The organism is Bradyrhizobium sp. NBAIM03 (assembly GCF_020194055.1).
Classification (GTDB): domain Bacteria; phylum Pseudomonadota; class Alphaproteobacteria; order Rhizobiales; family Xanthobacteraceae; genus Bradyrhizobium; species Bradyrhizobium yuanmingense.
Window position 1 is genome coordinate 107,419 of the sequence record NZ_JADYVS010000023.1, and the last position, 15,775, is coordinate 123,193.

Here is a 15,775-nt window from a genome sequence, read left to right on the forward strand (position 1 = left end):
CCGCGCCACCCGTGATCTTGCTCAGTCGTGCACGGTGAGGATCGGTCTGCTGACCAGCCCGAAGCTGCGCAGCTGGCCGAGCAGCTGGTGATGACCGAACGCCTGGCAACCGGAGGCGAAACCCACACGCTTGGGCGGCTGCTGCAGCAGATGCGCCGCGGCATAGGCCTGCAACAAGCCGGTCTGCTTGTAATTGCTGTTGCCGTTGATGACGCAGTGCGCGCGTCCGAGCGGGCCGGAGGCATGCACCGAATCCAGCGACTTGTTGACGCGCGGGTTCTCGCGCGGCGGCATGGTGTTCATCACGCCGGCGGCGGTCTGCGCCAACGCGGCGTAGCGGTCATCGGGGTTCATGTTCTTGGTCGCGTCCAGCGCGGCGGCGACGATCTGCGGCACGCCCAGCATCAGCGCGCGGTTGAACACGCCGCCCAGCACCTTCACGTTGGCCACACGCGGATCGCGCTTGAACCACACCGGATGCGAGGTGCCGCCCCAGGGCAGCGCCAGTGCGAGCTCATGCTGGCCGGGGATGGCGAGGTTGTAGAGGCCGGCATCCACCTGATGCTCGACATACTTGTTCTGCTCCAGATAGTAGGCCTTTGCCATCGCGGCGTTGACCAGGATGGTCTGCGTCGAGGCGATGGTCGGGCTACCGCCCCAGAACACGGCGATATCTAGCGTATCGAGGCCGGGCGTCTCCAGGCACAGCTGCGCGGCGATCTCGCCGGTGGTGTACATCTGCGCGATGCCCGGCGCGAGCAGCAGGCCGGCATTGGCGAACTTCGTGCCCCATTCCTGCTCGAGCGTGATCAGCCAGTCCTGCTCGCCTGTCGTGTCGGTGTAGTGGCATCGGGACGCCCAGCAAGCCTGCACCACCTCGGCACCGAACCTGGCGAAGGGGCCCACGGTGTTGAGCACCACCGAGGCGCCGTTGAACAGCTCCGTCAGTGCGCTCACGGTGTGCGGCACTTCCACCACCTCGTAGTCGGCGGTCTCGATACCGGCCACGTTCGCTTTCATTGCGGCGTTGAGCTTCTCCGCGCTGCGCCCCGCGGCGATGAAGGGGATGTTGTACTCGCGTAAGTATTCGCAGACCAGGCGGCCGGTGTAGCCGGACGCGCCATAGACGATGACGGGCTTCTTCGCGCTCATTGTCGTTCCTCCGAAATGTTCGTTGTCGGGTTTGCAGCTCACATTCCCATGCCGCCATCGACCGGCAGTCCGATGCCGGTGATGAAGCGGGCTTCGTTCGAGCACAGGAACACCGCAGCATTGGCGATGTCGCCGACCTCCGCGAGCTTGCCGAGAGGCGTCTGCTCCACCACCGAGCCGACCGCGGCGTTGACGTCGGGCGCGAGACCAATCTTGACGATGTCGTTGGCCAGCTGCAGGCCCATGTCGGTCGGGATCAAGCCAGGATAGATGCAGTTGACGCGGACGCCATAACCGAGCTTGCCGGCCTCCATCGCAGCGACCCGTGTCATGCGATCGACCGCGGATTTGGTGCCGGAATAGACCGCGATGCTCGGGAAGGCGATCGTCGCCGCGACAGACGCGATGTTGACGACCGCGCCGCCTTTGCCCGCCGCTCCACCCGGCCGCATCGCGCGGAAGGCGTGCTTCATGCCGAGCACGGTGCCGACGATGTTGACGTCGCACATCCGCCGCGCATCCTCGGCCCTGATCTCGCTGACCAGCGACGTGATCTCAATGCCGGCATTGTTGATGAGGATGTCGTAGCCGCCGAGGGTGGCGACCGTCGCAGCAGTCGCTTTCTCCCATTGCGCATCGTCGGCGACATCGAGATGCACGAAGCCGGTCTTCACTCCGAGCCTGGCGATCTCGCCGGCGCTATCCTTGCCGGCGTCATCGAGAATGTCGCCGATCATGACCGCCGCACCGGAGCGCGCCAGTGCTTCTGCAATAGCCGCTCCTATCCCGCGGGCTCCGCCGGTGACCAGGGCTTTGCGGCCATCAAGACTCTTCTCACTCATCGCACGTCCTCCCTTTGCTTGGACTGATCTTTTGGACTGATCTGTTCGCTGATGATCGGTGCGCGCTGCGATTGGCAGCACGGTGCCGGCGCGGTTGCGCAACGGCATGCGAGTCCGTTCCGGCGGCGCGGCGCCGGCGGGTGCATTTCCTCCATTTGCTGACGTCTTGACGACTGTCCAAATTTCTTGGCGCGCACACTCCTCCCGGAACTTGACAGTTGTCAAGGAAAAAATTTGACAGTTGTCAAAGAGGATGGTTTGTAGACGATGACCGACGACGTGATCGTGGTGACCAAGAGACGGGAGACAGCGCGAAGATGGCGCGGCAAGCGACAGGAGCGGCGAAGCGAGAGGCCGTGGCGGAGATCGTGCGGGACGACAAGTTCAACGCGCGACGCATCGAGCTTGCCGAGGCCGCGCTCGAAACGCTTGGAGAGCTCGGCTTCGCCCGGACCAGCCTGCGGGAGATCGCGCAGAACTCGGCGTTCACGCACGGCGTGTTCCACTATTATTTCAGCGACAAGCTCGACCTGATCTGCTGCTGCGTTCGCCACTACAAGGCCAAGTGCGTGACGCGCTATGACGAGGTCGTCGCGACAGCGACGAGCCGCGACGAATTGACGGAGGGCTTCCTCGCCAAGCTCGCAGCAACGCTGCAGAACGAAGCCCGCATGCACCGGCTTTGGTACGATTTGCGCTCGCAGGCGATGTTCGAGGCGGCGTTTCGCAAGGATGTCCTCGAGATCGACAAGAGCCTGGAAGCGATGATCTGGCGCATTGCCTCGCGCTATGCCGAGCTCGGCGGCAAGCGGCCGGCGTCGTCGCCAGGCGCGCTCTACGCGCTGTTCGACGGTCTGTTCCAGAGTGCGCTGCTCAAGCACCTCGCGGGTGACAAGAGGGCGGTCCCCGAACTGCTCGACGAAGTCCGGCGCCTGCTGCCGACGGTCTGCTGAAGCGCGGAAGCGGCGCCCACGAAGGCGTCGCCGCACGAGACCTGCACGTTAGCGCCATCCAAATTGATCGTCCGTCTCGAAACTGCTTAGATGCGGCATGCCGCCGAAAGTCGAACGTCTGCCCAAGCAGCAATTGTGGTTTCCGGCCGGGCGCTATTTTCTGCGCACCATCAAGCGCGATGACGCCTCGCAGCGCTGGGCGGACTGGTTGTCCGATCCCTGGACGGTGCATGTCCTCAACACGTCACCGCGCGCGATGACCAAGGCGGAGATCGCCGACTACATCAAATCCTTCGATCAGCGCGAACGGCTCCTGCTCGGGATATTCGAGCGCGGCAGCCGCATCCATGTCGGCTTCATCCGCCTCGACATCAACGCGGCGGCGAGCGAGGCGCTCGTCAGCGCCGTGATCGGAGAAAAGGAGCACCGCAATGCCGGAGCGACGGTGAACACCTTCATTCCGCTGCTCAGGTTCGTGTTCGACGATCTCAAGCTGAGCCGCATCCGCGCGTTCGTGCTGGAGCGCAATCAGACGACCATTCAATATCTGTCCAAGCTCGGATGGACGCTCGAGCCCGAACCCGAAAAACCGGTGCGATCGCATACGGATGGATCGCTTCTGGTATTGCGTCGGATGATCTGGGACCGGCCCGGTTTCCAGGCCTGGTTGAAGAGCCCGATCGGGCAGCGGATCGTGAATCGCATGGAAGCGGCGCGAGGTTGAGCCCCGGCCGCTCCCTTTGTCTGCTTAAGCGATCAATCAGTACTTCGCGACGACGGGTGACCCGCCGAACCGATAGTTGATACCTACCTTCACGATATCGATGTCCTGACGAATATCGATCAACGCGGTGGTGGCGGCGGCTGGATTGGCGAATCCCACGCGCTTGCTGTCGAAGCCGTAGTGAGTGTACTCGACCAAGGCCGACCAGTTCGGGGCGAAGGCCCACTCGACACCGGCACCTGCCACCCAGCCGACACGATCGGTGTTGGCGCTTGAATTGCAGGGCTCAAAAACGAGGAATCCCACACCGGGACAAAAGAAGCCGCCAATCGACGAGAAATTGTTCAGATTGTATCGGTCATGCGCAAACCCGACGCCGCCCTTGCCATAAACGAGCAAGCGATCCCATGTGTAGCCGACCCGACCCGTGACGCTGGCGACCCAGTCGGTGCGGCTCGATAGAGTGGCGGGCGCGCCGGTCTTTCCGGCGAAGAAGGGATCGTTGGCGGTGCCGTGAAGATCGGTGGCCGTGAAATCGCCGGCAATCCCGAGCACCCAATTGCTGGCAAATTGGTAGTCGCAACCTACCTGAACGCCTCCTACAATTCCGACGTCTCCGTTCACCCCAATGCGATCACCAGGCACATTGCCTATGGTCATTGCAGGCGAGATGACCGCCCCCGTTCCGATGCCGGGATCCGTGAAGCCCGTTCGACTCGCACCGCCGCCGACATGACCCCCGACATAGCAGCCGGTCCAACTGAAAGGCACGGCCGCCGCAACCGGCGCTTTCGTGTAGGGACGAGCTCCCAGATCGGCACCTTGAGCGGAGCCTGCGACAATCAGAGCCGACGTCGCCAGCAGCAGTCGTTTCATTCGTCACCCCCGAAGCAATCAGCGATAGAAATCTCCGGTAAGGTACATCGGCCGGCCTCCGCGCGCTGTATTCGAGGAGCAACACTCCGATACATTTGGTACTTCGATACTGTTTGATCACAACGCGCCGCAACACGGCGCCTTAAGCCTGATGACGGCGCTCCAGGCTGAACTATCCGATCGTCGGATGGCTTCACGCCGGCGCGGCTGAGTTCAGGTCACGCCCCCGCCTCAGCGCCCCGCCGGAATCAGCGCCCGCATGATCTCCGGCTTCCAGCTTTGACGCGCGCTGTCGAAGGCTGCGAAATCATGATCGAATTGCCAATAGGCCCAGGCCCAGCCGAGCCGCTCCGCGCTTCGCGCCACGAACGACAGATATCTCGTCCGTGCTTCGGCTGGCGCGGCCTCGTACACGCCGAACTCACCGAGATAGATCGGACGCTTTTCCCGTTCGGACCAGGACCGGATCTTGTCGAAATCGGCGCGCGCCTTCCGTTCGTCCTCCGGCGTGCCCCAATCAAGCGGGCCTATTTGCGAGAACGTCGGCGACCACGGTGCGCCCTGATGGGTGAAGCGGATCGGCGCGTAGTAGTGGAACGTCACGATGATGTTTCGGTCATCTGACGGCAGGACCAGGTCCTCGACGGGCAGCTCGTCGACGTTGAGAACCGCGGCGATCACCGGCCGCCGGGGGTTGGTGGCGCGGATGATTCCGAGACATTCGTTCAGAAGGGCGTTCCAGGCGGCGGACGTCATCTGCCCGCCCGGCTCATTGAGCACCTCGAAGACGAGCCTCGGATATTTTCCGGCATAGCGCGCGGCGATTTGCGTCCAGAACGCTTTCAGCTTCCCGGCGCACGCGGAGACGTCGCGCTGACAGATATGGGTATCGTGCTCGTCCAGGATGGGGATGAGATTTCGGGCGAGCACCTCCTCGATCACGGCATCGAGCCGCCTCAAGACGATCTCATCCAGCGCATTCTCCGGGTCCATGAACTTGAAGCCGAAGAAATTGATCCGGACGTGCGAGAACCCGGCGCGCCTGATCGCGGTGAGGTTGTCCAGACGAAATGGCGCGTTCCGGCCTCCCTCCCAAATGCCGTCATAGCCGAGGATGTTGATGCCGCGCCCCAGTTTTGGGGGCGCGGACGCGGCCTGTCCGGCTGCTTCTGCCGGGGAGCAGATTGCAAGCACGGAGAGCGCGAAGGCGAGACCGAAAGTCACAGCCCAGCGGACGCAGATGGCATTCATCCTGGCTGCCCCATCATTGCTGCAGGCCTTGCTGCGGCACCGGCCTGCACACCGCGAAGAAGAATGCGACGAGCAGCACCGAAGTGAACATGGTCGAGCGAAGGAACATCGTCTCCGTGAAATTCGATTGAAAGCTGAGGACGACGAATCCGATGATGAGAGCGCAGTGGCGACGGTCGATCGTCCGCGTGGCGATCAGGTACAGGACCTTTTCCGAGAACAGATAGACGCTCGCCACGAACAGCACGGATCCCAGGAATCCCGTTTCCATCGCCACCGCAATGTAGCCGCTATGATAATTGTCCAGCACCCAGCCGTGGTTCTGGTTGAAGTAGTCGTAAATGGCAGGGCGCGTCCAGAACCCGTTGATGCCGAAGCCCAGCAGCGGCGCATCGTCGAAATGGCTGATGGCGTACTGCCAGATGAAGGTTCGCTCGGTCAGATTGATGGTCGATTCGCCGAGATGGATGGAATCGTAGCCCGTGACATAGAAATACAGGATCAGGAGCGCAGCCAGGATGCACATGACGACCGGCAGCACCGCGTAAATCCTCATGCAGCGGATCGACCATAGGGAGGTCATGAGCAGTGCACCGGCGGCAATTGCAACGGCACCGGCACCACGGGATTCCGAGGCGATGACGCATGTCGATGCCAGGAGAAACATCAGCAGAAAAACTGTCCAGCCCTGGCCCGTCATCTTCTGATAGCAGGCAAAGAACATCAGATAGGCGCTGATGAAACCGAGGGTCTGCTTCGATTCGTAGATTCCCTGCCACTGGCCGTTGTGCATCCAGCTCTGATCGACGCCGATCTCGGGCACGAAAACCGCGCACAGGGCCGAGGCGGCGACCAAGATGAAGAGTCCCAGCGCCGTCGCTCCGACGATCTCGTCGATGTCGATCCGCGTGATCAGGCAGTACGCACCAAAGGTCGTCATCACGAGGGCCGCGCTCTTCATGATCGCCGCGGTGGCGAGGCCGGTCCAGAGCACAGAAACAGCGGCGAGAGCATAGAATGCGACCAGCGCGATGAAATCGGGATTGGGCTGCACGCGCAGGCAGGGTCGCACGAAGGCACTGGCGTAGATCAGGATGACCCACATCAGGAGCGCAACGGCCTGTTGCACGAAGCTCCATTCTGCGGGAAGCAGCGCGGGGTTGAAGACACCCATCGACGCGATCACATTGACGGTGATCGAGCCACGCATCACGATTCTGGCGAGCTTTTCCACGCCGACGCCGGGCGCTTGCCAGATCGCGCTGTCGTCCTCCTCGGAATCGTGCAGGCTGGTCATGAGCTGACCGCCTGACGCGCGGCAAATCTTGCCTCACCGTGCACTACGAGCGCCTTCGCACGCGCGCCTACCGCGGGCATCGGCCGGTCGAGGCCTGATTCCCAGAGCCGCTCTCCCGCCGCGGCGGCGAGGCGCAACGGCGTCATTCCATTCCCAGTCACGTCCGCTCGGTCCACGGCTTCGAACGGCTCTCAGCGGATTTTGGCGCCGCCCACTGTGCCGTGCGTCTCAGGCGGGAAGATTGTCGTACCTTCTACCTTTGAGATCAAGGTGGCATGACGGGACGCCGCCCTCACAATCAGGTGCGACGGACGATCGGGCCCTTGCCGGGCGGGAAAAAAGAAAGGTTACGCCGCCGTTGCCGGCGGCAGCGCCAGCACGGAATAAATCGCCTGCGCATCGCGCGAGGCGCGGAGCTTCTTGGCGATGTCCTGGTCGCGCAGCAGACGGGCAATGCGGGCGAGCGCCTTGAGGTGATCGGCGCCGGCGCCTTCGGGGGCCAGCAGCAGGAAGACGAGATCGACCGGCTGGCCGTCCATCGCCTCGAAGTCGATCGGACGATCGAGCCGCGCGAACAGGCCGAAGATCTTCTCCAGCTTGGGCAGCTTGCCGTGCGGAATGGCGACGCCATAGCCGACCGCGGTGGTGCCGAGCTTCTCCCGCTGCAGCAGCACCTCGAACACCGAGCGCTCGTTCTGCCCGGTCAGCTCAGCGGCCTTGGCCGCAAGCTCCTGCAAGGCCTGCTTCTTGCTGTTGACTTTCAATGCCGGGAGAATCGCCTCGGGTGCGACCAGATCGGTAATCGGCATGGAAGCTTTCCGAGGTGAATTAAACCGTCAGGTTCCGATTTGGCCGGCTTGATAGACCAAGCCCGGCCGGCGTCAATAACATGAAGCAGGAGGGGGACTTAGCCCGAAACCCCGCCAGGCCCAGATGTGGGGGGCTTCTACTCCAACGCAATCCCGGTGCCAACTCCCGCGTGCAGCTTTGCCCCCGTCATTGTTAAGGGCGGGATGGTACGGGCGCCGGCTGGCGGGCCTAGCCACCGCCCTGGCCGTCCACCTTGGCTCCCGGCGGGTCGATCCAACCCACATTGCCGTCCGCCCTGCGGTAAATGATGTTCACCCGACCGGACGAGCCATGCTGGAATACCAGGCAGGGTGCCCCGCTGAGGTCGAGTTCCATGACGGCTTCGCTGACCGAGAGCCGCTTCAGCGACGTGGTTTGCTCGGCGATGATGACGGGGCTGTAGCCGGCGACTTCCTCTTCGCCCTCTCCGGGCGCTTCCAGCACATAGCTGGTGGCGTCGAGCGCAGCCATCGCCTCTGAGGCGGCATGGGCCTTGCGCGCGGAGCGGTCCTTGAGCCGGTTCTTGTAGCGCCGCAGCCGCTTCTCGATCATCACCAGCGCCTGGTCGGCACTGGCATAGGCATCCGGTGCGTTCGAATCGGCTTCCAGCGTGATTCCCGAATCGAGATGCAGGGCGCAATCGGTGCGAAAGCCGAAGCCGTCCTTGCTCAGCGTGATGTGGCCGGAATAATTGCCGTCGAAATATTTGCGCAGCACCTCGTCGGTGCGGTCGGCAACGCGGCCGCGCAGCGCCTCGCCGACGCTGATGCTCTTTCCCGAGATTCTGAGAGTCATGTGATGCCTCGCTTGGTTGGTGCCCAGCTTGGATCGGTCTCGATGGGGCATCGAGAGTAGCGCGATTTGGCGCCAGCGCAATCAGGCCGGTTCGGGATTGCGGGAGCGATCGGACAAGGCGGTAGAGAGGACGTTACCAAGAGCGCTCTGCTTGTCGCGGCGGCGTTGCACCGAGGAAGGTATGCGCATGGCTTCGCGGTACTTCGCGACCGTGCGGCGGGCAATATCAATGCCCGAGGCGCGCAAGCGTTCCACGATGGTGTCGTCCGACAGGATCGCGGAGGGCTCCTCCGAATCGATCAGCTGCTTGATGTGGTGACGCACCGCTTCCGCCGAATGCGCTTCGCCCCCGTCGGCCGAGGCGATCGAGGCCGTGAAGAAATATTTCAGCTCGAACGTGCCGCGGTTGGTCGCCATGTATTTGTTGGCGGTGACACGCGACACCGTGGATTCGTGCATCTGGATGGCGTCGGCGACGGCCTTCAGATTGAGCGGGCGCAAATGGGCGACACCGTGGGTGAAGAACCCGTCCTGCTGGCGCACGATCTCGGTCGCCACTTTCAGGATGGTGCGGGCGCGCTGGTCGAGCGCGCGCACGAGCCAGGTCGCGTTCTGCAACGCATCCGTGAAATAGGACTTGTCGCCGTCCTTGCCGATCTTCTTCGACAGCTCGGAATAATAGGTCTGGTTGACGAGCACGCGCGGCAAGGTGTCGCTGTTGAGCTCGACATGCCAGCCGCCGTCGGGACCCGGGCGGACATAGACGTCGGGCACCATGGTCTGCAGGCGCGCCGAGCCGAACTTCATGCCGGGCTTGGGATTGAGGCGGCGGATCTCGCCGATCATGTCGGCGATGTCCTCGTCGTCGACGCCGCAGATCTTGCGGAGAGCCGCGATGTCGCGCTTGGCGAGCAGATCGAGATGCTCGACCAGCGCCTGCATCGCGGGGTCGTAGCGGTCGAGCTCGCGCAGTTGGATCGCCAGGCATTCGCTTAAGGAACGCGCGCAGACCCCGGGCGGATCGAATTTTTGCAGCACGGCGAGGACGCTTTCGACCTCGGCCTGCGACGCGCCGAGACGCTCGGCGGCTTGGCCGAGATCGGGCGGCAGATAGCCGGCCTCGTCGACGAGGTCGATCAGGTACTGGCCGATCATGCGTTGCGCGGGCGCGGTGAAGGCAACCGAGAGCTGCTCGGCGAGATGGCCCGACAACGTCGTCTCGGCCGCGACAAAAGCTTCGAGATTGTAGTCTTCGTCACCGGAGGCGCCGCCGCCCCATTCGGTATAGGTGGTTGGCGCGGCATCCTGCGCGTTGCGCGCGGCCGCCTCGGCCGGCTCCTCGGAGAAGACGTTGTCGAGGCCGGTGTCCAGGGTTTGCTCGATCTCGGCGCGGGTGCCGAGATCCTTGCTCATCCATTCTTCCTGGCCCGGCTCGAAGCCTTCCGCGCTGCCGCCGAAGCCGTCCTCGCCCGGACCGTCGTTCTGGCCGTCGGAATCGCCGTAATTGGCCGCCTCGGCCGGAGCTTCGCCCGCGGGGGCCTCGTCACTGGCCCGTTCCAGCAGCGGGTTTCGCTCGAGCTCCTCTTCCACGAAGGTCGTGAGATCGAGATTGGACAATTGCAGCAGCTTGATCGCCTGCATCAGCTGCGGCGTCATGACCAGCGACTGCGATTGCCGGAACTCTAATCTCTGCGTAAGCGCCATGAAGCAAGAACCGATCCCAAAAGTTGGTCCGATTTTTGCTTATCCTAGTCTCAGCCCGATGTACACGTCTTGACGAATTGGAAAAAAGGGCTAGAGGCGGAATTCCTCGCCAAGGTAAAGGCGGCGCACGTCCGGATCGGCAACGATCTCATCCGGGGTTCCCTCGGTCAAGATTTCCCCGGCATAGACGATATAGGCACGGTCGGTGAGGCCGAGCGTCTCGCGGACATTGTGGTCGGTAATCAGCACGCCGATGCCGCGATTGGTGAGATGGCGGACGAGGTCCTGGATGTCGCCGACCGCGATCGGGTCGATGCCGGCGAAGGGCTCGTCGAGCAGCATGTAGTTCGGCCGCGTCGCCAGCGCGCGCGCGATTTCGACGCGGCGACGCTCGCCGCCGGACAGCGCGATCGACGGTGATTTCCGTAAGCGCGTGATGTTGAACTCGTCGAGCAGCGAGTCGAGCTGCTGCTCGCGCTTCTTGCGCGAGGGCTCGACCACTTCGAGCACGGCGCGGATGTTCTGCTCGACGGTGAGGCCGCGGAAGATCGAGGCTTCCTGCGGCAGATAGCCGATGCCGAGCCGGGCGCGCTGATACATCGGCAGCTTGGTGACGTCGTGGCCGTCGAGCTCGATCGCGCCGCGATCGGCCTTGATCAGGCCGGTGATCATGTAGAACACGGTGGTCTTGCCGGCGCCGTTCGGGCCGAGCAGGCCGACGGCCTCGCCGCGACGCACATAGATGCTGACGCCGCGCACCACCTGGCGGCTGCCGAAGGCCTTTTCCACACTATGCACAGCCAGGAAGCCGGGCCGCTTCAACAGCTGCGGCGCGCCGGCACCGTTGGACCTGGCGGCCGTTCGGACGGGATGAACCGCCTGCGGACGCGGCTCGGCCTGATAGTCGGCCTCGTAGTCGCCCGTGTAGTCACCTTGGAACTGGTCGGGCCCGCGGGGCTGGTCGCGGGCAATCGGCGTGTCCCTGACGGGACTGGGCACGAGGCCGCCGACGCTGTCCCCGAGCGCAGTGATGTCCTGACGCGCAAATCCTGGCCGGCCGCGCTTGGCGGGGCGCCGACGGAACATGCTGAAGAGATCGACCATCCCCGCCTTCTAGCCTTTGGCGTCGTCTTGCGCGAAATCCGCGCGATCTGTCGCGCCAGCCTGAGCGATTGGCCGACGCAGCATGGGTGAAGGAATGTCTCATGCCCAGTGAAACACGCCCGAAAAGCGGCGGACCCCGCTTCGAAAGCCCTGCGCGCTAGATACAGGCTCGCCGGGCAGGCTTCAACCCTCGGTTCGGCCGCATCCGAACCAAGCCGTTGAATTCATTTTGGTTTACTTGCACCGGGTAACTGCAAAGGCGGCGCGCCGCCGGGCTTGCCCGAACCGCAATCGTTGCTGGAGCCCTGCGGCAGCAAGACCTGAACCCGGCCGCTGTCGGATTCCACACGTGACACGCCGGTCGTCATATCGACAGTCAGCCGATCGCCCCGCATGACGTTCTTGCACTGGGTCATGACGACTTGGCCCGAGCCCCCGCCGAACATGGTGATCAGGTTGGTCTTGGTGTCGAACACGGCGGTCTCCCCCGTCACCACCTGGTCCTTCTGGGTGACCACGACATTCCCGCGCGCCTCGAGCCGCTTGATCGAGGAGCTGCCGCCCGGACCCGGCTGCGCCGACTGCATCGGCGCGCTCTTGGTCGCTTTCGCCGCAGGCTGCGGCGCGGCCGGCTTGTCGCCGCCGCCCGAATCGTAAAACACCACCAGCGTCTTCGAGGTCATGGTGGTGTCGCCCTGCACGACCTTCACATTGCCGGAGAAGGTCGCCTCCTTCTTCTTGTCGCGCATCTCGAGCGAGGCCGCTTCGATCTGAATTGGCTGATCGCGGTTTTGCGTAAAGCCCTGCAGCGCGTTGTTGGGCGCAGTCGCCGAACTCTGCGTGCGGCCTTCACCGGATGCGATCAAGACACCAAAGGCAAGCGCGGCTGCGCTGACGATCGCGCTGCGCCTGTTGTCGTTGCGCGAGAAGAACTTCATCATGAAAATCACTTCGAATTGGCAGACTTGTTCTGAGGCGTGCGCGTCTTCGTCGGCGCAGGCTCGGTTGGTCCAGGCTGAGCAGCGGCGGGTTCATCCAGCTTGTCCAGATGCATCACCACATTGCCCTCGAAGCGGATGACGTCGCCGCCTTCGGTAATTCGCAGGCGATCCGCACTCAGCGTGCCGTTGGTCAGCTTGACGTCGACGCGCTCGTCCGAGGAGACCGTGCCCTTGCCCATGTCGACGAAGGCGGAATTGAGCCGCGCCTCGTAGCCGGTCGAGGTGCGCAGCAAGATGTCCTTGCGCAGATCGAGCTGCTGCTGCTTGTTGTCGAAGCGGCCGGTGCGGGCATCGAGGAACAGGGTCGACTTGTCCTCCATCAGCACTTTCGCACGCAGGTCATTGAGATCGACATGATCGGGATCGGTGATGTCCTGCGTCGCGGTCTTGGCCCAGAGCTCGTAGGGCCGCTGGTCCGGCGTGTAGCCGGCGAGGTGCGGCGATTCCATCGTGATCTTGGTGCCCGACACCACCAGATTACCCGAGTCGAGCGGCAGCTTCGGCATCAGCATGCGGAACGGATTGAAGATCGAGACGCCGACGATGACAGCCATGGAAAGCACCACAGCACCCGGGACCGCGATGCGCAGAATCCGCACCAGGCGGCTGTGGCGGGCCGCGCTGGCAAACTTCGCCGCAAGCGCGGCGTCGTAGGTGGGGTTCTGGGCCGAATTCACCGGGGTTCCTGCTTACCTGTCTCCTGACGTATCGCTCGCCTTGTCCGGTCGAGGGGGCGCACCCCATTCTATCCGGCGCCGCCCAAATATGCAGCCGGCGACAGGCCGTTACGAAAGTGTCCGAAACGGGGCGGCAATCCCGGGCCAACCGCCACGGGGGGCCTTCAGGAGTGCGCGAAAATGTCCTCTTCCGCCCAGCCCTGGAGGTCCAGCAGGGCGCGGGTCGGCAGGAAGTCGAAACAGGCCTGCGCCAGCTGGCTGCGGCCTTCCCGCACCAGCATGGCGTCCAGTCGCTCGCGCAAGGCATGCAGATGCAGCACGTCGGAGGCGGCGTAGGCGAGCTGCGGCTCGCTCAGGCTGTCGGAACCCCAGTCGCTGGACTGCTGCTGCTTGGAGAGGTCGATGTTGAGCACCTCGCGGACGAGGTCCTTGAGGCCGTGGCGGTCGGTGTAGGTGCGGGTCAGGCGGGACGCAATCTTGGTGCAATAAATCGGCCCGGTCATGACGCCGAAGGTCTGGTACAGCACCGCGACGTCGAACCGCGCGAAGTGGAAGATCTTCGTGACCGCCGGATTGGCGAGCAGCGCCTTCAGGTTCGGCGCGTCGGTGTGGCCCTTGGGGATCTGCACCACGTCGGCGCTGCCGTCGCCCGGCGAGAGCTGCACCACGCAGAGACGGTCGCGGTGCGGGTTCAGCCCCATGGTCTCGGTGTCGATCGCCACCGCTCCGGTGTAGCGGGACAGGTCGGGCAGGTCGCCGCGGTGCAGGCGTACGGTCATGAAAGCCTCGGGTCGAATCGGTGCGTCGATATCATAGGCTAGAGCATGATCCGGAAAAGTGTGCAGCGGTTTTCCGAAAAGATCATGCTCAATCAATAACCTAAAGCGCGCTGACGATTCATCTTAATCGCATCGCGCTTTAGTCGAATGGATGGCGATGTAGCCAGTCGCAGCAGGTCACGCAAGCGGCCGTGATCTTACGGGTCGGTCAGATCGCGGCGAGCATGATGCAGATCATCGCCGCGACAGCGGTGCGGCTGGGGCCGTCCCGGAACGCGTATAGGATCGGATCGTCCGGCATCTCGCGGCGATGCGCCATCATCAGCGCACGGCCGAACCAGTACAGCAGCAGCGGCGTGAGCAGCCACAGCATCCAGGGCCGGCTGTAGAGCGGCGTCACCGCCGAGGACGAGACGTAGAGCGAGAACACGGTCACGGCGTTCATGGCGCTTGCCGCCGCCATCGCGGCGATGACGTTAAGGTCGGTGACGCGATAGTCGCGGTTGGAGGGATCGGCGAGGCCCACGCTCTCGCGCAGGCTGAGCTCGCTGAAGCGCTTGATCAGAGCGAGCGAGGTGAACACGAACAGCGAGAAGATCAACAGCCATTCCGACAGCACCACGCCGACGCCGACTGCGCCGGCGACGATGCGAAGCGTGTAGAGGCCGGCGAGCGTGACGATGTCGACCAGCATCTTGCGCTTGAGCACGAGCGAATAGGCGATCGTGGTGGCGAGATAGAGGCCGAGCACGCCGAGAAACAGCGGCGAGATGCAGAGGCTGGCGGCAAGCGCGAACAACCACAATGCAGGAATGGCCGACAGCGCCGAGGAGATCGGCAAATCGCCCGCCGCGAGCGCGCGGTGGCGCTTGCTCGGATGCTGCCGGTCGGCGGCGAGATCGAGCAGATCGTTCATCAGATAGGCGCCCGAGGCGCAGGCCGAGAACGCCAGGAATGCGAGCAGCGCGTAGCCGAGTGTCGAAAGGTTCAGCTGATGCGCCGTGAGCGCAGGCACGAACACCAGCGTGTTCTTGGCGTATTGATGGACCCGCAGCGCCTTCACCCAGGTGGCGAGGCCGGCTCTGCGGACCTCGCGATTTTCGATGCGCGTGATGGAGGCACAATCGAACGGCACGCGCCCCGCCGCGAGATCGGCGTGCGTGACGACGCCATCGAAGCCGAGATGCGCTGCCATCGCCGCGGCATGAGCGGCGAGCCGATCCGCGACGAGATAGATCTTCTCACCGCGCGCCCGTGCCGCCAGCGCCCGGTTCATCACATCGGAATCATAGGGCAGATGGGCGTAGTCGATCTCGGCTCGCGCCAGGATCGCCGTGAGCGCCGCCATCCCCGCCCGTCCGCCCGCACCGAAGCGCGCCAGCATGCGGCCGGGGCTGGAGAACAGCGCCTCCATCAGCAGCTCGGAACGCAGCAGCGCGCCTTCGAGGTCGATGACGAGGGTCCGGGCCGCCGACGGCTCGGACAGGCCAGGATCATACTGGGAGGCACGCTGCTCCATCCGAAAACGCTCTGACTTGCCGTGACATGACCGGCATTCGGCCGGGGGAGCAGGAAATTGGACGGCCAACCCTATGGGAACATTCACTAAAGGCGGCTTAATTCACCTGGAGAGATGGGGGCGGCTTCCGCCCGAGGCGCTGTTGCCCGGATCCCACAATCCGGCGCGAGCTTCCTATCCCGGCAGAACTTTTGCTTCGCGCGCCGTGGATATCGTCCCGGCCCACCCTATCTGCCAATTTCCCTCCCCGGG

15 protein-coding genes are annotated in these 15,775 nt (G+C 63.8%); 2 read left to right on the forward strand and 13 right to left on the reverse strand.

The window, feature by feature from the left end:
- Positions 1-21: 21 nt before the first annotated feature.
- Positions 22-1,152, reverse strand: a complete 1,131-nt coding sequence (locus I6F21_RS28350) for a DUF5938 domain-containing protein (RefSeq protein ID WP_225183853.1) — start codon at positions 1,150-1,152, stop codon at positions 22-24.
- 38 nt (positions 1,153-1,190) lie between these two features.
- Entirely contained in the window at positions 1,191-1,994 is an 804-nt protein-coding gene (locus I6F21_RS28355) for an SDR family oxidoreductase (RefSeq protein ID WP_225183854.1), read from the reverse strand.
- A 317-nt stretch (positions 1,995-2,311) separates the two neighbouring features.
- Here I6F21_RS28355 and I6F21_RS28360 point away from each other — a divergent pair, with 317 nt between their 5' ends.
- Both I6F21_RS28360 and I6F21_RS28365 read left to right on the forward strand, forming a co-directional pair.
- Positions 2,312-2,947, forward strand: coding sequence for a TetR/AcrR family transcriptional regulator (locus I6F21_RS28360; RefSeq protein ID WP_050991851.1), 636 nt, complete (start codon positions 2,312-2,314; stop codon positions 2,945-2,947).
- Between the two features lie 97 nt (positions 2,948-3,044).
- Positions 3,045-3,671: a GNAT family N-acetyltransferase gene (locus tag I6F21_RS28365; protein WP_036009173.1), complete on the forward strand. Its 627-nt coding sequence runs from the start codon at positions 3,045-3,047 to the stop codon at positions 3,669-3,671.
- Positions 3,672-3,707: 36 nt separating this feature from the next.
- Here the strand turns inward: I6F21_RS28365 and I6F21_RS28370 are convergent, their stop codons facing one another.
- The 11 genes from I6F21_RS28370 to I6F21_RS28420 form a co-directional block, all read right to left on the reverse strand.
- A complete protein-coding gene (locus I6F21_RS28370; RefSeq protein WP_225183855.1) occupies positions 3,708-4,547 on the reverse strand; it encodes an outer membrane beta-barrel protein in 840 nt (279 codons plus the stop codon).
- A gap of 231 nt (positions 4,548-4,778) precedes the next feature.
- Complete coding sequence (locus tag I6F21_RS28375) at positions 4,779-5,798, reverse strand: cellulase family glycosylhydrolase (protein ID WP_225183856.1); 1,020 nt, start codon at positions 5,796-5,798, stop codon at positions 4,779-4,781.
- Between the two features lie 13 nt (positions 5,799-5,811).
- On the reverse strand, positions 5,812-7,095 hold the full coding sequence (locus I6F21_RS28380) for an O-antigen ligase family protein (RefSeq protein WP_225183857.1): 1,284 nt from the start codon (positions 7,093-7,095) through the stop codon (positions 5,812-5,814).
- A gap of 347 nt (positions 7,096-7,442) precedes the next feature.
- On the reverse strand, positions 7,443-7,904 hold the full coding sequence (gene ptsN / locus I6F21_RS28385; RefSeq protein WP_008141251.1) for a PTS IIA-like nitrogen regulatory protein PtsN: 462 nt from the start codon (positions 7,902-7,904) through the stop codon (positions 7,443-7,445).
- 229 nt (positions 7,905-8,133) lie between these two features.
- The gene (gene raiA / locus I6F21_RS28390; RefSeq protein ID WP_036009184.1) at positions 8,134-8,739 is read right to left on the reverse strand and encodes a ribosome-associated translation inhibitor RaiA; all 606 of its coding nucleotides are present in this window, start codon (positions 8,737-8,739) and stop codon (positions 8,134-8,136) included.
- Between the two features lie 81 nt (positions 8,740-8,820).
- Complete coding sequence (gene rpoN / locus I6F21_RS28395; protein ID WP_225113825.1) at positions 8,821-10,443, reverse strand: RNA polymerase factor sigma-54; 1,623 nt, start codon at positions 10,441-10,443, stop codon at positions 8,821-8,823.
- 90 nt (positions 10,444-10,533) lie between these two features.
- The gene (gene lptB / locus I6F21_RS28400) at positions 10,534-11,547 is read right to left on the reverse strand and encodes an LPS export ABC transporter ATP-binding protein (RefSeq protein WP_036024403.1); all 1,014 of its coding nucleotides are present in this window, start codon (positions 11,545-11,547) and stop codon (positions 10,534-10,536) included.
- 224 nt (positions 11,548-11,771) lie between these two features.
- A complete protein-coding gene (locus tag I6F21_RS28405; RefSeq protein ID WP_036024401.1) occupies positions 11,772-12,488 on the reverse strand; it encodes an LptA/OstA family protein in 717 nt (238 codons plus the stop codon).
- A 5-nt stretch (positions 12,489-12,493) separates the two neighbouring features.
- A complete protein-coding gene (gene lptC, locus I6F21_RS28410; RefSeq protein ID WP_036003378.1) occupies positions 12,494-13,225 on the reverse strand; it encodes an LPS export ABC transporter periplasmic protein LptC in 732 nt (243 codons plus the stop codon).
- A 164-nt stretch (positions 13,226-13,389) separates the two neighbouring features.
- Positions 13,390-14,004 (reverse strand): ribonuclease D, encoded by a 615-nt coding sequence (locus tag I6F21_RS28415; RefSeq protein WP_225113827.1) that lies wholly within the window; start codon positions 14,002-14,004, stop codon positions 13,390-13,392.
- A 208-nt stretch (positions 14,005-14,212) separates the two neighbouring features.
- Positions 14,213-15,523, reverse strand: a complete 1,311-nt coding sequence (locus I6F21_RS28420) for a UbiA family prenyltransferase (protein ID WP_225183858.1) — start codon at positions 15,521-15,523, stop codon at positions 14,213-14,215.
- Positions 15,524-15,775 lie beyond the last annotated feature (252 nt).